Origin of the sequence: Streptomyces sp. NPDC057939 (genome assembly GCF_042887545.1) — a bacterium.
In the GTDB taxonomy this organism is placed as follows: domain Bacteria; phylum Actinomycetota; class Actinomycetes; order Streptomycetales; family Streptomycetaceae; genus Streptomyces.
This window is the reverse complement of sequence record NZ_JBHVPG010000068.1, coordinates 19,683-37,445: the sequence shown is the minus strand read 5'-3', so window position 1 is coordinate 37,445 and position 17,763 is coordinate 19,683. Positions and strand designations below refer to the sequence as shown.

At 73.9% G+C, this 17,763-nt stretch carries 16 protein-coding genes; 2 read left to right on the top strand and 14 right to left on the bottom strand.

All coding sequences use genetic code 11. From position 1 onward, the window contains the following. The 8 genes from ACFVS6_RS39115 to infC all read right to left on the bottom strand — a co-directional run. Positions 1-1,049, bottom strand: a 1,049-nt coding sequence (locus tag ACFVS6_RS39115; protein WP_389711299.1) for a SpoIIE family protein phosphatase, incomplete at its 3' end; no start/stop codon positions are given. Positions 1,050-1,239: 190 nt separating this feature from the next. Then, positions 1,240-3,768 (bottom strand): phenylalanine--tRNA ligase subunit beta, encoded by a 2,529-nt coding sequence (pheT, locus tag ACFVS6_RS39110; protein ID WP_389711298.1) that lies wholly within the window; start codon positions 3,766-3,768, stop codon positions 1,240-1,242. Beyond that, positions 3,768-4,895: a phenylalanine--tRNA ligase subunit alpha gene (gene pheS / locus ACFVS6_RS39105; RefSeq protein WP_389711297.1), complete on the bottom strand. Its 1,128-nt coding sequence runs from the start codon at positions 4,893-4,895 to the stop codon at positions 3,768-3,770. The genes pheT and pheS overlap by 1 nt, the downstream gene beginning before the upstream one ends. Before the next feature lie 160 nt (positions 4,896-5,055). Further along, entirely contained in the window at positions 5,056-6,246 is a 1,191-nt protein-coding gene (locus tag ACFVS6_RS39100) for an ATP-binding protein (RefSeq protein ID WP_389711296.1), read from the bottom strand. A gap of 55 nt (positions 6,247-6,301) precedes the next feature. Next, complete coding sequence (locus ACFVS6_RS39095) at positions 6,302-7,159, bottom strand: RNA methyltransferase (RefSeq protein WP_281210380.1); 858 nt, start codon at positions 7,157-7,159, stop codon at positions 6,302-6,304. Positions 7,160-7,269: 110 nt separating this feature from the next. Further along, a complete protein-coding gene (rplT, locus tag ACFVS6_RS39090) occupies positions 7,270-7,656 on the bottom strand; it encodes a 50S ribosomal protein L20 (RefSeq protein WP_007263143.1) in 387 nt (128 codons plus the stop codon). A 100-nt stretch (positions 7,657-7,756) separates the two neighbouring features. Continuing rightward, complete coding sequence (gene rpmI, locus ACFVS6_RS39085; protein WP_030387121.1) at positions 7,757-7,951, bottom strand: 50S ribosomal protein L35; 195 nt, start codon at positions 7,949-7,951, stop codon at positions 7,757-7,759. A 102-nt stretch (positions 7,952-8,053) separates the two neighbouring features. Then, positions 8,054-8,776, bottom strand: coding sequence for a translation initiation factor IF-3 (gene infC / locus ACFVS6_RS39080; RefSeq protein WP_389711301.1), 723 nt, complete (start codon positions 8,774-8,776; stop codon positions 8,054-8,056). Positions 8,777-9,098: 322 nt separating this feature from the next. Here infC and ACFVS6_RS39075 point away from each other — a divergent pair, with 322 nt between their 5' ends. Beyond that, positions 9,099-9,485, top strand: a complete 387-nt coding sequence (locus tag ACFVS6_RS39075) for a DUF1844 domain-containing protein (protein ID WP_389711295.1) — start codon at positions 9,099-9,101, stop codon at positions 9,483-9,485. Positions 9,486-9,564: 79 nt separating this feature from the next. Here the strand turns inward: ACFVS6_RS39075 and ACFVS6_RS39070 are convergent, their stop codons facing one another. Genes ACFVS6_RS39070 through ACFVS6_RS39060 form a run of 3 tightly spaced genes read right to left on the bottom strand, consistent with a single transcriptional unit; the run spans position 9,565 to position 12,601 of the window. Beyond that, positions 9,565-10,311, bottom strand: coding sequence for an SseB family protein (locus ACFVS6_RS39070; protein WP_389711294.1), 747 nt, complete (start codon positions 10,309-10,311; stop codon positions 9,565-9,567). Positions 10,312-10,313: 2 nt separating this feature from the next. Next, positions 10,314-11,789: a type VII secretion-associated serine protease mycosin gene (mycP, locus tag ACFVS6_RS39065; RefSeq protein ID WP_389711293.1), complete on the bottom strand. Its 1,476-nt coding sequence runs from the start codon at positions 11,787-11,789 to the stop codon at positions 10,314-10,316. Next, positions 11,786-12,601, bottom strand: coding sequence for a hypothetical protein (locus ACFVS6_RS39060; protein WP_389711292.1), 816 nt, complete (start codon positions 12,599-12,601; stop codon positions 11,786-11,788). The genes mycP and ACFVS6_RS39060 overlap by 4 nt, the downstream gene beginning before the upstream one ends. A 232-nt stretch (positions 12,602-12,833) precedes the next feature. Between ACFVS6_RS39060 and ACFVS6_RS39055 the strand changes: the two genes are divergently transcribed. Beyond that, on the top strand, positions 12,834-14,027 hold the full coding sequence (locus ACFVS6_RS39055; RefSeq protein ID WP_389711291.1) for an amino acid deaminase/aldolase: 1,194 nt from the start codon (positions 12,834-12,836) through the stop codon (positions 14,025-14,027). 19 nt (positions 14,028-14,046) lie between these two features. Here the strand turns inward: ACFVS6_RS39055 and ACFVS6_RS39050 are convergent, their stop codons facing one another. From ACFVS6_RS39050 to ACFVS6_RS39040, 3 genes are all read right to left on the bottom strand, one after another. Continuing rightward, positions 14,047-15,348, bottom strand: coding sequence for a haloacid dehalogenase-like hydrolase (locus ACFVS6_RS39050; protein WP_389711290.1), 1,302 nt, complete (start codon positions 15,346-15,348; stop codon positions 14,047-14,049). A gap of 145 nt (positions 15,349-15,493) precedes the next feature. After that, on the bottom strand, positions 15,494-16,288 hold the full coding sequence (locus tag ACFVS6_RS39045; protein WP_385571873.1) for a 3-oxoacyl-ACP reductase: 795 nt from the start codon (positions 16,286-16,288) through the stop codon (positions 15,494-15,496). A gap of 5 nt (positions 16,289-16,293) precedes the next feature. Continuing rightward, positions 16,294-17,673 carry an aldehyde dehydrogenase family protein gene (locus ACFVS6_RS39040; RefSeq protein ID WP_389711289.1) on the bottom strand — a complete coding sequence of 460 codons (1,380 nt, stop codon included), beginning with the start codon at positions 17,671-17,673 and terminating at the stop codon, positions 16,294-16,296. Between the last annotated feature and the right edge of the window lie 90 nt (positions 17,674-17,763).

The window sequence follows — 17,763 nt, the reverse complement described above, 5'->3', positions numbered from 1 at the left end:
CCGGCGGCCGGCCGCGCGGGCGCGGGCGTGGGCGCCGGCGCCGGCGCCTGCGCCTGCGCCTGCGCCTGCGCCGCCGCCTGCGCGAGGACGCGCCGCAGCGGGAAGGACCGGCCCCGTCCGTCCCGGGCGTCCTCGGCCCCGACGGTGTGCCGGACGAGCGTCCCACCGGGCCGCAGCACCCCGCAGCTCTGCGGTCCCAGGTCGCGGGGCAGCGGAACCACCCCCAGCGGCGGCAGCGGCCCGCCCCCGACGAGGGGCCCCACGGAGGCCCGCCGCGGGGGACCCTGGGCGGTGCCCGCGCGGTGGCGGGGCCGGGTGTCACGACCGCCGCACAGCGCCGGGTGGAAGGCCCCGCAGGGCTCCGGCTCCGCGTTCACGGTCGCCGGGCGGATCCGCAGCGGCCAGGGACGGCCGCAGTCGAGGGCCGCCACGGTGCCCCCGGGCGCGATCCGGAGCAGCGGCGCCGTGACGAACTCCTCCGCCGCGGGCGGATCCGGTTCGGCCGGGCAGGACGCGGAAGGAGCGGAGGGATCGGAGCGGGCCCGGTCGCGCACGGGCGGACCCGGCGCGCGTTCCATGCGGCGCAGAAGCCCGCCAGGCGCGGGTTCCTCGTACGCTGCCTCCCGGAAGGATCCGAGCACCGCGGCGGCCGCCCCGAGCGCGGGCGGCCCGTGCCCCCGTACGTCACCGATCACGACGCGGACGCCGTAGGGCGTCGGCACCGCCCCGTACAGGTCCCCGCCGACCGCCGCGCCCCGACCGGCCGACCGCTGCGCGGCGGCGGGCGCCAACCCGTCCACCCGGCTCGGCAGCGGGCGCAGCAGCACCCGTTGGGCGGCTCCGGCGGTCTCCCGGGAGCGGCGGAGCCGGGAGAGCAGCCCGCGCCGCACGTGCAGGGCGCAGCCCGCGGCCAGCAGCAGGAAGGCGGCGCACGTCGCGAGGCTCGCCGGCAACGACCCCGGGGAGGTCGGCTCCCAGGACTCCGCGACACCGGCCCCGGCCGTGACTCCCGCCCGGCCCGCCAGGGGCGTCCGCCCGCGCGTGATCATCCGTTGGTCGCTCCCCTCCGGCACGACGACCGGAACGATTGTGTCGACCTCCAGACGTACCGGACACGGACCCCCGGGCTTCTCACCCGATCGAGTGAGGTGGGGTTTCGCACCCCCGAAATGGCGTGAGGGGCGCGCCCGGTGCTCCGGACACGCCCCTCACGACCTGCTCCTTCCTACGTCGGCGCGATCACGCGCCGCGCAGCACCGCTCCGGTCCGCTCCGTCGCCAGCGCCACCGCCGCGTCGCGGGCGGCCGTGGACTCCTCGGCCGTCAGCGTGCGGTCGGTCGCACGGAAGCGCAGCGCGTAGGCCAGGGACTTCTTGCCCTCGCCCACCTGCTCACCGGTGAACACGTCGAACAGCCGCAGGGACTCCAGGAGTTCACCCGCTCCCTTGCGCAGCGCCGCCTCCACGGAGGCGGCGGGCACGGACGCGTCGACGATCAGCGCGACGTCCTGGGTCGCCACCGGGAAGGTGGAGATCCGGGGCGCCCGCAGGGCCTCGCCGCCGGCCGCCGCGAGGCGGTCGAGGTCGAGCTCCATCGCGCTGGTGCGGGCCGGCAGACCCATCGCCTTGACGACGCGGGGGTGCAGCTCACCGGCGTGGCCGATGACCGTCTCCACCCCGTCGAGGGTGACCACGAGCTCGGCGCACCGACCGGGGTGCCACGGGCCGTACTGCCCCTGACGGACGACCAGTTCGGTGCCCGCCTCGACGGCCAGCGCGCGGGCGGCCTGGACCGCGTCCGCCCAGTCGGCCGGACGGCCCTTGCCCCACCAGCCGGCCTGCTCGCGGCCACCGGCCAGCACGACCGCGGCGTACCGCGGCTGTGCGGGCAGGGCCGCGTTCAGGGTCTCGATCTCCTCGTCGGTGGGACGCCGGTCGACGGGCAGCCGTACGGCGACACCCGGCCGCGCGGCGGCCCGGAAGACCGAGCCGGTCTCGAAGAGCGCGAGGTCGTGGCTGCCGCGGCTGTCGTTGCGGCGCAGCGCCCCGAGCAGACCCGGCAGCAGCGTGGTGCGCAGCGCCGGCTCCTCGTCGGAGATCGGGTTGACCAGCTTGACGACCTGACGGGTGGCGTCGTGCGCCGGGAGCTGGAGCTGGTCGAAGACCTGCTCCCCGATGAACGGGTAGCTCAGCGCCTCGACGTAGCCGGAGCCGGCCAGCGCGCGGCCGACCCGGCGGTGCAGCTGCTGCCGGGCGGTCAGACCGCGACCGGAGGGCACCTGCGGGAGGGTGGACGGGAGGTTCCCGTAGCCCTCCAGGCGGATGACCTCCTCGGCGAGGTCGTTGGGCTCGGTGAGGTCGGGGCGCCACGAGGGGACGGTCACGACGAGCTCGTCCTGGCCGTAGACGTCGCAGCCGATCTCCTGGAGGCGACGGACGACGGTCTCGCGGCCGTAGTCCATGCCCGCCACGCGGTCGGGGTGGTCGGCGCTCATCGCGACGGTGCGCGGGGCGCCCGGGGCGGTGAGCTCGGTGACCCCGGCCTCGGCGGTGCCGCCCGCGAGCAGCACGAGCAGGTCGACGGTCCGCTGGGCGGCCGCGGCGGCGGCCTGCGGGTCGACGCCCCGCTCGAACCGCTTGGAGGCCTCGGAGGAGAGCTTCATGCGGCGGGCGGTGCGCGAGATCGCGATGGAGTCGAAGTGCGCGGCCTCGATGACGACGTCCGTGGTCCCCGTGACCTGCCCGGTCTCGGGGTCGGTGACGGAGTCAGCGATCTCGGTGTTGGCGCCGCCCATGACACCGGCGAGCCCGATCGGGCCGCTGTTGTCGGTGATCACCAGGTCCTCGGCGTCGAGGGTGCGCTTGACGCCATCGAGGGTGGTGAACTTCTCGCCCTGCTCCGCGCGGCGGACGCCGATCGCCCCGTCGAGACGGGAGCGGTCGTAGGCGTGCAGCGGCTGGCCGAGCTCCAGCATCACGTAGTTGGTGACGTCGACGGCCAGCGAGATCGGGCGCATGCCCGCCTTCTGGAGGCGGCGCGTGAGCCAGATCGGGGACCGGGCCTCGGGGTCGAGTCCGGTCACCGTGCGGGCGGTGAAGCGGTCGCAGCCGGCCGGGTCGTCGATCTTGACCAGGTAGCCGTAGGAGTTGGGCGCCGGGACGTCGAGCAGCGCCGGGTCGCGCAGCGGCAGGCCGTAGGCGGTGGCGGCCTCGCGGGCCACACCGCGCATCGACATGCAGTAGCCGCGGTCCGGGGTGATGTCGATGTCGAGGACCTCGTCGACGAGCTGGAGCAGCTCGATCGCGTCGGTGCCGACCTCGTACTCGGGCGGCAGCACGATGATGCCGTGCGTGCCGTCGTCGCCCATGCCGAGCTCGTCGCCGGAGCAGATCATGCCGTGCGAGGTCTTGCCGTAGGTCTTGCGCGAGGCGATCGCGAAGTCCCCGGGCAGGACGGCGCCGGGCAGGACCACGACGACCTTGTCGCCGACGGCGAAGTTCCGGGCGCCGCAGACGATCTCCTGCGGTTCACCGGTTCCGTTGGCCGAGCCGACGTCGACGGTGCAGAAGCGGATGGGCTTGCGGAAGCCGTCGAGCTCCTCGATGGTCAGCACCTTGCCGACGACGAGGGGGCCCTTGAGGCCGCCGCCGAGCTGCTCGACGGTCTCGACCTCAAGGCCCGCGTCGACGAGCTTGGCGGCCACGTCGCGGCCGGTTTCACCTGCGGGGAGGTCGACGTACTCCCGCAGCCAGGAAAGCGGGACGCGCATCAGATCTCACTCCCGAACGGCCGGGTGAAGCGTACGTCACCCTCGACCATGTCTCGCATGTCTTCAACGTTGTGACGGAACATCAGCATCCGTTCGATGCCGAAGCCGAAGGCGAACCCGCTGTACTTCTCCGGGTCCACGCCGCAGGCGGTCAGCACCTTGGGGTTGACCATTCCGCAGCCGCCGAGCTCGATCCAGCCCTCGCTGGAGCAGGTGCGGCAGGGGCGGTCGGGGTTGCCCACCGACTCGCCGCGGCACACGTAGCACTGCATGTCCATCTCGGCGGACGGCTCGGTGAAGGGGAAGAAGTGCGGGCGCAGGCGCGTGGTGGTGCCCTCGCCGAACAGCTCCTGGACCATGTGGTCCATGGTGCCCTTGAGGTCCGCCATGGTCAGGCCCTCGTCGACGGCGAGCAGCTCGACCTGGTGGAAGACCGGGGTGTGCGTCGCGTCGAGCTCGTCGGTCCGGTACACGCGGCCGGGGCAGACGATGTAGACGGGGGGCTTGCGCTCCAGCAGCGAGCGCGCCTGCACCGGGGAGGTGTGGGTGCGCAGCACGACGCCCGACTCGTCGCCCTCGGTGCCTTCCGGCCCCCGGACGAAGAAGGTGTCCTGCATCTGGCGCGCCGGGTGGTCGGGCGTGAAGTTGAGGGCGTCGAAGTTGAACCACTCCGCCTCGACCTCGGGGCCCTCGGCGACCTCGTAGCCCATGCCCACGAAGATGTCCGCGATGCGGTCCATCAGCGTGGTCAGGGGGTGGCGGGCGCCGGCGGGGACCCGGTCGTAGGGCAGCGTGACGTCCACCGCCTCCTCGACCAGCACCCGCTCGTCGCGCTCGGCCTCCAGCTCCACCGTGCGGGCCCCGAAGGCCTTGTTCACGGCGCCACGGGCCTGACCGACGCGCTTGCCCGCCTCGGCCTTGGCCTGGGGCGGCAGGGCGCCGATCTCGCGGTTGGCGAGCGCCAGGGGCGAGCGGTCGCCCATGTGCGCGGTCTTCGCCTCGCGGAGCTCGTCGAGGTCGCCGGCGGACGCGAAGGCGGCGAGCGCCTCGTCCCGCATGCGCTCGATCTCTTCCGGTTTCAGTGCCTCGACCTCGACAGGGTCGTACGACTTGTTCGGTGCCGACATCTCTTCCCGTACTTCCGATGGCTGGCTGGTGGTCCCCGCACGACTCGATCGAAACGTCTCGCCGCGATCGGCACGTGGACACAAAGGTGCCAAAGGACGAGTCTAAAGGTCGCCGGGGGTGTGGGGCGCCCGTGGGCCGCCTGGCGAGATCCCGCGCGGGTTACTGCGTGAGATAGGCCGGTGCGGCGACGGGCAGGATAAATCGGAACCGGGCGCCGCCGCCGGGTCCCCGGCCGACGGTGATGGTGCCGCCGTGGGCCTCCACGATGCCCTTGACGATGTACAGGCCCAGGCCGGTGCCGCCGCGCTTGCTCCCCCGCCAGAAACGGGTGAACACGCGGCCCATCGACTCCTCGGGGATCCCGGGGCCTTCGTCGGTCACGGTGACGGCGGTTCCCTTCTCGTGCGGCGATACGTCGATGGTGACCGTTCCATCACCGTGGCGCACCGCATTTTCGAGCAGGTTGCCGAGGATCTGGTCGATCTTGTCGGGATCGGCCCACAGGTCGGGCAGGGGCCGGCAGACCCGGACGAGGAACCGCTCGGGAGCCTGACCGTTCGCGGTGAGGGCCTGGACGTGCCGGCCCACGGCGGCGGCGAGGTCCACCGGCTGCCGGCGGACCTCCAGGCGGCCGGAGTCGATGCGGGAGATGTCGAGGAGCTCGGCGATCAGCCGCGTGACGCGGTTGGCGTCGGCGTCGACGGTCTCCAGCATGAGCCGCTTCTGGTCGTCGGTGAACCGCTCCCACTTGGCGAGCAGCGTCGCGGTGAACCCCTTCACGGAGGTCAGCGGCGAGCGCAGTTCGTGGGCGACGGTGGCGATCAGCTCGGCGTGGCTGCGTTCGGTGCGGCGGCGGGCCTCGGTGCCGCGCAGGGTGACCACGAGGCGGCTCACCGGGCCGGTGGGGTGGGTGCGCACGTACCGGGCGGACACCAGCACCTCGCGGCCGCCGGGCAGCAGGAGGTTGCGCTCGGGCTGTCCGCGCCGGGTGGCGAGGCCTCCGTAGGGGTCGGTCAGGGCCCACCATCGGCGGCCTTCGAGGTCCTCCAGGGGCAGCGCGCGGTCGATGCGGCTGCCGAGGGCCTGGCGGGGGTCGGTGGCGGTCATCCGGCCGGCGGCCCGGTTGAAGCAGACGACCCGGCCCGTGTGGTCGGCGACGACGAGCCCGTCGGGCAGGTCGTCGGGGTCGAGGGCGAAACCCGTGCCGGCGCCGGGGGCGCCCGCCTGGTGCGGTACGCCGGGCAGGCCCTCGGGGACGGCGGCGGTCGGGCCGTGCGCCCCGGGGGCGTCCCCGGGCCGCTGCCCGGCCCCGGCCGCGGCTCCCGGCAGGCTGTTCGTACCGACGGTCATGTCCCCGTACCCCACATCTCCGAGTACCGCAGTGGGCCCCCGGGCCGTCACATTACTAGCTGGGGGTCACGGAGCGGCACCCTCCGGGCGCCCGCTGTGCTCGCGCGGACGCGTAGAGACACACGGCGGCGGCCGTCGCGAGGTTCAGGCTCTCCGCCTTGCCGTGGATCGGTACCCGCACGACGGCGTCCGCAAGCGCGCGGGTCTCCTCGGGCAGGCCCCAGGCCTCGTTGCCGAAGACCCAGGCGGAGGGGCCGCCCATGGTGCCGGCGTCCAGTTCGGCGTCGAGGTCGTCCTCGCCGGCCCCGTCGGCCGCGAGGATCCGCACTCCGGCCGCCCGCAGCCCGTCCACGGCCTGGTCGACGGGTACGCCGACCGCCACCGGGAGGTGGAAGAGGGAACCGACGGAGGCCCGTACGGACTTGGGGTTGTACAGGTCCACGGAGGCGTCGGTGAGGACCACCGCGTCGGCGCCGGCGGCGTCGGCGCAGCGCAGGACGGTACCGGCGTTGCCGGGGTCACGGACGTGCGCGAGGACGGCCACCAGCTTGGGCCCGGCCTTGAGGATCTCCTCGAAGGGCGAGTCGAGGAAGTGGCAGACGCCGACGAGGCCCTGCGGGGTGACGGTCTGGGACACCTCGGCGAGGACCTCGTCGGAGGCGTGGTGCACGCGGGCCCCGGAGAGCAGCGCGGCCTCGACGATGTCGGCGTAGCGCTCGGCGGCCTCGACGGTGACGAACAGCTCGATCAGGGTCGGCCCCTGGGCGCCGCGGTGCTCGACGGCCTCGCGGACGGCCTGCGGGCCCTCGGCGATGAACCGGCGCTCCTTGGTGCGGAAGTTGCGCCGCGCCAGGCGCCTGGCTGCGGCCACCCGCGGGGATCGGGGGGAGATCAGCTCGTCGGGGTAGCCCATGGGTCTCAGCGGTTCTCTCTACGGGGTCCGGGCGGGGAAAGCACGCGGACCCGCAGGCGTGAAGCCTGCGGGTCCGCGGTTGCCGGCCGCGTGACGCGGCCGGCGAGGCTTTAGGCAGCGGCCTTCGGCGCGTTGACGTCGGCCGGGAGGGCCTTCTGCGCGACCTCGACGAGGGCGGCGAACGCGTTGGCGTCGTTGACGGCCAGCTCCGCGAGGATCTTGCGGTCCACCTCGATGTTGGCGGCCTTCAGACCCTGGATGAGGCGGTTGTACGTCATGCCGTTCTGGCGGGCAGCGGCGTTGATGCGCTGGATCCACAGCTGACGGAAGTCGCCCTTGCGCTTCTTGCGGTCGTTGAAGTTGTAGACCAGCGAGTGGGTGACCTGCTCCTTGGCCTTGCGGTACAGGCGCGAACGCTGACCGCGGTAGCCGGAGGCCGCCTCGAGGATCGCCCGGCGCTTCTTGTGGGCGTTTACTGCCCGCTTGACGCGTGCCACTTTTTAACTCCTTGTAGCGGGGCCGTGGTTGTCTTCACACGACCCGAATTCGATGGGGTCCCGGTCTTGACGTCCCGCTCCCGGAAGGGAGCGGCGGACGTCACTTGCCGAGAAGCTTCTTGATCTTCGCGGCGTCGCCGGGGGCCATCTCCGCGGTGCCGGTCAGGCGGCGGGTGACACGGGACGACTTGTGCTCGAGCAGGTGGCGCTTGCCGGCGCGCTCACGGAGCACCTTGCCGGAGCCGGTGATCTTGAAGCGCTTCTTGGAACCGCTGTGCGTCTTGTTCTTCGGCATAGCGCCGTTATCTCCTCGTCGGTAACGCCCCCACCGGTCCTCGCGGACCGGCTTGCGGGAGCGTCATGTTGTGTCGGTGATCCGGGACGGGCTGCCCCGGAATCAGGCCTCGGCGTTCGCGTCGGCGTTCGCCTCGGCAGAGGGAGCCTCTTCGGAGGCGACCTCGGTGGTCTCCGCCTCGACGGGGGCGGTCTCCTCGGAAGGAGCCTCCTCGTCGCCTGCGACGACACCCTGGCGCTCGGCCTTGCGGGCGGCCTGCGCCTCGCGGGCTTCGGCCATCGCCTCGGTCTTCTTCTTGTGCGGACCGAGGACCATGATCATGTTTCGGCCGTCCTGCTTCGGGTTCGACTCGATGAACCCGAGGTCCTCGACGTCCGAAGCGAGGCGCTGCAGCAGTCGGTAGCCGAGTTCCGGCCTGGACTGCTCGCGACCACGGAACATGATCGTGATCTTGACCTTGTCGCCCTGCTTGAGGAACCGAACGACGTGACCCTTCTTGGTGTCATAGTCGTGCGGGTCGATCTTCGGCCGGAGCTTCATTTCCTTGATGACCGTGTGCGCCTGGTTCTTGCGCGCCTCACGGGCCTTCATGGCCGACTCGTACTTGAACTTGCCGTAGTCCATGAGCTTGCAGACCGGCGGGCGTGCGGACGCCGCGACCTCGACCAGGTCGAGGTCGTACTCCTGCGCCAGTTCAAGCGCCTTGGCAAGCGGCACGATGCCGACCTGCTCGCCGCTGGGACCGACGAGTCGAACCTCGGGAACGCGAATCCGGTCGTTGATGCGGGGCTCGGTGCTGATGGATCCTCCTCGGTAGCACCACACGGCTGCCTGGCAGACAGCCGCTGACGTCATTTGTCGTCCGACCTACCGCGGCGGAGAATGAAAAAAGCCCCGCCGGGCACAGGCAGGGGCTCCAAAACAACCGGAGCACCGCCGCGTGCGAACCGCGGGGCGCAAAATCGGGCAGCTTTCCATCGTCCGTACGGAACGATGGATACCGCCTGACCGGAAGACCTGCCTCCCCGGAGGGTGGTCAGGTGGGAGGGAGCCTCCACTTGTGGGCCGGGCACACAGGTGTCCGGCCGGTCGAAGTACATACTAGCACCCGCGTTGCAAGCCTGCCGCACGGCATATCGTGGGGCACATGACTGACGCGACGCCCTCCGATTCCACTTCCCCCTCCGACGCCCCGGCCGCCCCGGATTACGACGAGATGACCCGTGACATCGCGGACGTCCCCGCCGTCGAGGTCATCACGACGGTGGCCGTCCACCTGCTGAGCGCCGCGGCGGTCAACCTGGGCCTGGACAAGCCGGACTCGGAGTACAAGGACCTCGACGAGGCCCGCAAGCTGATCACCGCCCTCGCGGGTCTGGTCACGGCGAGCGCCACCGAGATCAGCTCCTTCCACGCGGCTCCGCTGCGCGACGGCCTGAAGTCGCTGCAGCTGGCCTTCCGCGAGGCCTCGATCGTTCCGGACGAGCCGGGTCAGGGTCCGGGCGAGAAGTTCACCGGTCCCGTCTACGCCTGATCCGCCGCTTCGTACCGCGCACGAGGGCCCGCTCCCCGGAACTCCGGAGGGCGGGCCCTCGTACGTGTCGTGCCGGCCGTCAGCGCTCGAAGAGCGGGTCCCCCGGCGGGACGGGGCCCCGCGGCGGGAGCAGCGCGAGGTCCAGGCCCCGTACGAGCCTGCCCCGCAGGGTCTCGTCGGCGGCGAGCGCGCCGGCCACCCGGCGGGCGGCCGCCTCGGGCAGGCGGCCGGCCTCGTCGGAGAGGAGCACGGCGAGCGTGCCGTCGGAGCCGGCTCCGGAGCGGACGAGGTGGGCGCGGACCACGGCGGGATCCGCCGCCACGACGGTCCGTACGGCCTCGCGCACGGCGGGGTCGGCCAGCGGGTCCGCGTCGGTGCGGCCCTCGGCCAGCGCGAGCAGGGCGGACCCGGTGAGCTGGTAGGGGACGGGACCGGCGAGGTCCACGACGATGGTGTCCGCCTTCTCGTGCGCGGCGGCGGCGAGGGCCTGGTGCAGGGGGACGGCCACCGGCCGGGCGGCCGGGTCCCACAGGGCCAGCGAGGCGATCGAGGTGAAGGCGGGCAGGGCCCGCCGGTCGCCGGCGGTCAGGGTGGGCACGGCCATGTCGCTGGTCTTCTCGCGCTTGAGGCCGGTTTCGGGGTCGGTCTCGACCTCGCCGAGCATCGCCACGACGGGCACCAGCAGGCGGGCGTCCTTCAGGGCCGCGAGCACCTGCGGTTCGGCCGCCCGGTCCGCCGCCCAGGCGGCCAGGGCCGCGCTCAGCCGGGGATCGGCGGTGCCGTCGTCGTCGGAGAAACCGGGATCGGGAATGTTCTTGGTCGCCACAATTACCCGAGCCTATCCCGCCGTGCGGTGCGCGGTCGTCGGGCCAGTACGCCCGCCACCGCGAGCAGGGCGAGCCCGGCGACGGCCGCGGCCGGGGCGCCGAGTCGGGCGGGCCGTTCGGCGGGGCGGACCGGGTCCGGTCCGGGGCCGAAGTAGTGGCCGGCGGCCGCGACGGGCGACGGTACGGGCGCCTCGGGGTGCAGCGCGCCCGCCGCCTGCAGGGCGGCGACGGGGTCGACGGTGCCGTGGCCGAGGGCGTCGTCGCGGCCGCCGGCCGGGCCGTCGGCGGCGGTGTCCTCCAACAGCTTTTTGACCTGCGCCGGGGACAGGTCGGGGTGGGCGGCCCTGACGAGGGCCACGGCCCCGGAGACGAAGGCGGCGGCGGCACTGGTGCCCCAGCCCTCGTAGTAGGAGCGGTCGGGGTCGGCGATGACCACGTCGACGCCGGGGGCGCTGACGGTGGCGTACCAGTGCCGGGTGGAGAAGGGTGCCTTGCGGCCCTGCCGGTCGACGGCCGCGACGGTGATCACCCCGGGGTAGGCGGCGGGGTAGGAGGTGTGGTCGCCGCGTTCGCCTCCGTTGCCCGCGGAGGCGACGACGACCACGCCCTTGCCGAGGGCGTACTGGACGGCCTCGTCCTCGGCGGCCTCGTGGTGGGCGGAGTCGCTGTCGTCGCCGAGCGACAGGTTGATCACGTCGGCCCCGTGGTCGGCGGCCCAGCGGATGCCTTCGGCGAGGGCGCCGGCCTTGGCGTCGCGGGCCTCCTCGCGGCCGGGGTCGCCCTCCTCCAGGATCACCCGGACCGGGAGGATCTTCGCCTGGGGGGCGACGCCGAGGACGCCCTGACCGCGGTGGGGGCCGTGGCCGCGGCCGGCGATGATGCTCGCCATCGCGGTGCCGTGCCGGGCCCAGGAACGGTCGCCGCGGCCGGCGCCCATGCCGACCAGGTCGGTGCCGTCGAGGACCTGCCCGGCGAGGTCGGGGTGGGTGGCGTCGACCCCGGTGTCGAGGACGGCGACGGTGACGCCGTCGCCCTGGGTGGTGCCCCAGGCCTCCTCGGCGCGCAGGGCCAGCAGCCCCCACTGGCGGTCGCGGATGGTGTCGGCGGCGGCCGGGTGCGCGGTGGTGAGGGCGAGCAGGGCGGCCAGGGCGAGGGCGCCGGCGGCGCGCGCGGGCCCCGTGCGGGGACGTCCGGCGCGGGGGGTTCCGTGGGCGGCGGCGTCGCGGGGGGCCGCTCCGGTACGAACGCCCGCGGCCGGACGGGCGTCGCCGGGGGTGGACGTGCCACGTGCCGATGCGGAGCGGATGCGGCCGACGGCGCGGACCGCCGCGCCGCGGGCGGTACGGGAAGCCCAGCCGGTGTCGGCCCCGGCGGGAACGGCCCGGCCGCGGGCGGTTCCTTCGTGGACGCGGCCGGACGGGCCGGCGGCGCCGGGGGCGGGCGCGGGGCGGGCGTCCCCGGGGCGGGATGAGGTCATCGGGCGTCCTCCGCCGCCGGTGGCGTGGTGGGCGCGGGTGGGGCGGCGAGGGCGGACAGCGTGCGTTCGAAGCGGGCGGCGAGGGCCTTGGCGTCGTGGCCGAGGCCCGCCTCGGTGACGACTCCGCGGGCGCTCGGGTGGGCCGCCTCCTCGGCGGGGACGGGGGCGTCCATGGCGCGGCCGTCCGCGAAGGCGGAGACGGTGTACACGAGGGCCGGGACGCCGGCGACGACGCTCGTGCTCCAGGCGGCGCGGCGGGTGTCGGCGTACGCGTAGGCGGGCGGGGCGGGCAGTCGGCCGCGGAGCCCGTCCATGGTGACGGGGTCGGCGGGGGTGAAGACCATGCCGACGGTGACCAGCGAACTGCGGGTGGCGTCGGTGTAGGTGGCGCGGAGCACGCGGGTGCAGCCGGCGGTGGCGAGCGCGGCCTGCCAGTCGGCGGTGAGGGCGGCCCCGCAGTCGGCGTCGGGTGCGAGGGCGGTCCGGGTCCAGCTGCGGTCGGCTCCGCCCGGGCCGATGTCGGCGGCGTCCACCCGCGGCGGAAGCAGGCTGTCGACGGGGGCCGACCGCCAGAGCGAGGCGGCCTGCCGGTAGGCGGCGTCCGGTGGCAGGGGCCGTCGCGCGTCGCGGTGTTCGCTCCAGGCGGTGGCGGCGGCCCCGGCGAGCAGGCCGGTGCCGAGGAGGGCGCTCAGGACGGCGGCGCCGGTGCGGCCGGCGCGGCGGGGCGGACGGCCCTCGGGGGCGGGCCGTTCGGTGGGCGCGGGGGGATCCGGCTCGCCGAGGTGAGCGGTCCATGGTGTCGACGTGGTCATCCGGCGGCTCCGCCCCCCGTTCCGTACGGCTGCCTGCCCGTACTCTACGGGGCTCGCGTCCCGGCGGGGCGGGGCGGAGAGGCCCCGGGAGGCCCGTGACCGGCGCCGGGGCGTCCGCCGCGGAGCGCTCCGGTCCGACGCGCGCCCGCGCCGGGCGCCCCCGCGCCGGGGCTCTCGGAGCGGACCGCTCCGGGGCCTACCCACTGGTAGGGGCATCTGGCAAGCTGCCGGCATGACTTCCGACCGGGCCCGGTACGACCGGGCGACCGCGCACCTCGAAGCGCCGCTGGCCATCGTGGACCTCGACGCGTTCGACGCCAATGCCGACGATCTCGTGCGCCGGGCCGGCGGGAAGCCGGTCCGGGTCGCCAGCAAGTCGGTGCGGTGTCGGGCGCTGCTCGAACGGGTCCTGGCCCGGCCCGGGTTCGCCGGGATCATGTCGTACACGCTCGCCGAGTCGCTGTGGTTGGCCCGCTCCGGGTTCGAGGACGTCCTGCTCGCCTACCCCTCGGCGGACCGGGCCGCCTTCGCGGAGCTCTCCGGGGACCCGAAGCTCGCCGCGGCGGTGACGGTGATGGTCGACGACCCGGCGCAGTTGGAGCTGATCGACCGGGCTCGGGACGGCGGGACGCAGGAGGTCCGCGTCTGCCTGGAGCTGGACACGGCGCTGCACCTGCTGGGCGGCCGGGTACGGGTCGGGGCGCGGCGCTCGCCGCTGCGGGAGCCGGAGCAACTGGCCGCTCTGGCGCGGGTGGTGGCGGCGCGGCCCGGGTTCCGGGTGGTGGGTCTGATGGGCTACGAGGGGCACGTCGCCGGCGTGGGTGACGCGCTGGTGGGCCGCCCGGTGCGCTCGCGGATGATCCGGCTGATGCAGGGCGCGGCCCGCAAGGAGCTGGCGGCCCGGCGGGCCGAGGCGGTGCGGGCGGTCCGCGCGGTGGTGCCGGACCTGGAGTTCGTCAACGGCGGGGGCACCGGCAGCGTGCAGCAGACGGCCGCCGAGGAGGCGGTGACGGAGATCGCCGCCGGGTCGGGGCTCTACGTACCGCGGCTCTTCGACAACTACACGTCGTTCCGCGGGCGGCCCGCGGCCCTGTTCGCGCAGCCGGTGGTGCGCAGGCCCGGGGTGGGCGTGGTGACGGTGCTCGGCGGGGGCTACCCGGCCTCGGGTGCGCCCGGTGCGGACCGGCTGCCCGTGCCGTACCTGCCGGAGGGGCTGCGCTACGACCCCCAGGAGGGGGCGGGGGAGGTGCAGACGCCGCTGTTGGGGAGTGCGGCCGACGACCTGTTGATCGGGGACCGGGTGTGGTTCCGTCACGCCAAGGCGGGTGAGCTGTGCGAGCGGTTCGACGCCCTGCACCTGGTCGAGGGTGACCGGGTGACGGCCACCGCCCCGACGTACCGGGGCGAGGGCCGCACCTTCCTGTAGGGCGTGGGGCGACGGTCGGTCAGGGCTGGAAGACCGTGTCCGACTGGTCGGGGATGACGCTCGTGTCGCCGCGGCGGACGGGGCCGGGGGTTCCGTCGCGGTCGGTCCAGCCCGACGTGGAGCAGGGGTAGGGGCTGCTCCTGCGGGGCTTGGGTTCGATGAACATCGGGTTGACGATCCACTTGCCGTCGCTGTTGTCGTAGGCCCGGCACATGATCTCGTTCTTGTTGCGGTTGACGACCAGGCGCAGGGCGGTCGCGTCGCGCAGGAAGGAGATGTCGGTGTCGGAGTCGCCGGCGGCGAAGACCTGGCGGCGGGCGGCGGGCTGGACCTGTTCGGCGGCCGGGCCGCGGATCCCGAGGACCTCCCGGTTGATCCAGCAGCGCTTGCCGTCGATGTAGGTGATCATCGTGTCGGCTCCGTCGGGTACGGAGCCGCAGCCCTGGAGGTGCCCGGTGAGCCGGCCGTCGCGGGTGGTGGTGTTGCGGATGCCGATGACGCGGTCGGCGGGTATGCCGACGCCGCGCGCCCAGACCTCGACGACGGGTTGGGGGGAGGCCGAGCTGATCCAGACGTCGAAGCCGGCCCGGCGGAGCGTGGCGATGAGGTCCTTCTGCTGGTCGTAGTAGCGGACCCAGCCGGTGGCCGTGCCGGTGCCGACCCGCTGTTCGGCGCCGACGGGCGCGGCGAGGTTCTCGGTGCGGGCGGCGGCGGCGAACCCGCGTACCTGTCGGGCGGTCCAGCCCTGCGTGAGTTGGGGCAGCCAGGCGTAGGCGGGTTCGGTGGTGCGGCGGTCCCAGCCGGCGAAGGCGGCGGCGCCGGTGCGGGTCGCGGCGGTGCCGTAGACGGCCTTGATCTCGTCGGCGCAGGCCGCGCCGCGGGCGGTGCCGGTGGGCATGGGGTCGCCGGGGCGGGCGAGGGTGCCGCAGGCGTCGGCGAGGGCGCGGGCGGCGGTCGGGGTGAGGTGGCGGCTGGTGGTGGACCAGTCGCCGCGGGCGGGCTGGCGGATCTTCCCGTTGCGCAGCAGCCAGAACATGGTGGCGTCGCCGACGTCGTTCTTGACGACGGTGTTGTCCCAGTCGAAGACGGCGACGGGCTTGGTGCGGCCGGGCCGGTGGGGATCGCAGGAGCCGTGGCGGTCGATGAGTTCCTGGAGTCGGGTGCGGTTGTCGCCGTACCAACCGGTCGTGAGTTCCGGGGTGTCGCAGTGCGCGGTGGGACGGGCCGCGTGGGCGGCGGGTCCGGCGGCGAGGAGGCCGCAGACGGCTGTGGCGGCGGCGAGGAGGGCCTGGAGGCGCCGGGTGGTACCGGTTCGGGTCACTGGGTGGAAGCTCCTGATTCCGGTGAAGGTCGTCCGAAGGTCGTCTGGTGTGGTCGGGGCCCGGGAGCACGACAGCCGGGCGTCGTGCGACGCCCGGCTGTCGGGGTGGTGCGGTGCGGGTGGACGCGCGGGGCGTCCGGGCCGGCTACAGGGGGGTGACGTACGCCCCGGAGATGCCGCCGTCGACGAGGAAGTCGGTGGCGTTGACGAAGGAGGAGTCGTCGCTGGCGAGGAAGGCCACGGCGGCGGCGATCTCGGTGGGTTCGGCGAACCGGCCGAGCGGGATGTGCACGAGGCGGCGGGCGGCGCGCTCGGGGTCCTTGGCGAACAGTTCCTGGAGCAGCGGGGTGTTGACGGGCCCCGGGCAGAGGGCGTTGACGCGGATGCCCTCGCGGGCGAACTGCACGCCGAGTTCACGGGTCATGGCGAGGACGCCGCCCTTGGAGGCGGTGTAGGAGATCTGGGAGGTGGCGGCGCCCATGATGGCCACGAAGGAGGCGGTGTTGATGATGGAGCCGCGACCCTGACGCTGCATGTAGGGCAGGGCGGCCTTGCAGCAGAGGTAGACGGAGGTGAGGTTGACGTCCTGGACGCGGCGCCAGGCGTCGAGCTCGGTGGTGAGGATGGAGTCGTCGTCCGGGGGCGAGATGCCCGCGTTGTTGAAGGCGATGTCGACGGAGCCGTAGGTGTCGTGGGCCGTCTTGAAGAGGGCGTCGACCTGCTCCTTGTCGGTGACGTCCACCTGGACGAAGGTGCCGCCGACCTCCTCGGCGGCGGCCTTGCCGGCGACCGGGTCGATGTCGGCGCAGACGACGTTGGCGCCCTCGGAGGCGAGGCGGCGGGCGGTGGCCAGGCCGATGCCGCTGCCGGCCCCGGTGATGACGGCGGTCCGGCCGACCAGGCGGCGGCAGACGATCTCTTCGTTGGTCTGGCTGGTCATGTTTCTCAGGCCTCCGTGCTGATGAAGACGTTCTTGGTTTCGGTGAAAGCGGTGAGGGCGTCCGGGCCGAGCTCGCGGCCGAGTCCGGACTGTTTGTATCCGCCGAAGGGGGTCCAGTAGCGGACGCTGCTGTGGGAGTTGACGGAGAGGTTGCCCGCGGCGACGGCGCGCGAGACGCGCAGGGCGCGGCCGACGTCGCGGGTCCACAGGGAGCCGGAGAGGCCGTACTCGGTGGCGTTGGCCAGGCGCACGGCGTCCTCCTCGTCCTCGAAGGGCAGAACGACGGCGACCGGTCCGAAGACCTCTTCCACGGCGACGGGCGCGGTGGGGGCGGCGTCGGTGACGAGGGTGGGCGGGTACCAGAAGCCGGGGCCTTCGGGGGCGGTGCCGCGGACGGCGGTGAGGTCCTCGGTGACGTACGAGCGGACGCGGTCGAGCTGGGCGCGGGAGATGAGCGGGCCCATCTGCGTCTTCTCGTCGAGGGGGTCGCCGACGACCACCGATTCGATGCCGGGGGTGACGAGCGAGAGGAACCGGTCGTACACGGAGCGTTGGACGAGGATCCGGGTGCGGGCGCAGCAGTCCTGGCCGGTGTTGTCGAGGAAGGCCATGGGTGCGGCGGCCGCGGCGGCTTCGAGGTCGGAGTCGGCGAAGACGATGTTGGGGCTCTTGCCGCCGAGTTCGAGGGTCACCCGTTTCACCCGGTCGGCGCACTTGGACATGATCCGCTTGCCGACGCCGGTGGAGCCGGTGAAGACGATCTTCGCGACGCCGGGGTGTTCGACGAGGGCGTCGCCGGTGACGGCCCCGTGGCCGGGGAGCACCTGGAAGAGGTGTTCGGGGATCCCGGCTTCGAGGGCGAGTTCGGCGAGGCGCAGGGCGGTGAGGGGGGTGGTCTCGGCGGGCTTGAGGATGACGGCGTTGCCCGCGGCCAGGGCGGGGGCCAGGCCCCAGGCGGCGATCGGCATGGGGAAGTTCCAGGGGGCGATCACGCCGATGACGCCGAGGGGTTCGAGGAAGGTGACGTCGATGCCGCCGGCGACCGGGATCTGTCGGCCGGAGAGGCGCTCCACTCCCCCGGCGGCGAAGTCGAGGAGGTCGCGTACGTTGCCGGCCTCCCAGCGGGCGTTGCCGATGGTGTGGCCGGCCTCGCGGACCTCCAGGAGGGCGAGTTCCTCGACGTGCGCGTCGACGACCGCGGCGAAGCGCCGCAGGAGTCGGGCCCGGTCCGCGGGGGCGGCGGCGGCCCAGCCGCGCTGGGCGGCGGCGGCCCGTGCGACGGCGGCGTCGACGTCGTCCCGTGTGGCGGCCGGGACGGTGGCGACGACTTCCTCGGTGGCCGGGTTCAGCACTGTCAACCGGACGGGGGCCAGCACTTCGGACACGTGGTGCCTCTCTGGTTCTTCGGAGCGGTCGGTGCGGGTGCGCGATGGTTGGGGTGGGGTGCGCGTGGGGTGTGGAGTGCGCGTGGGGTG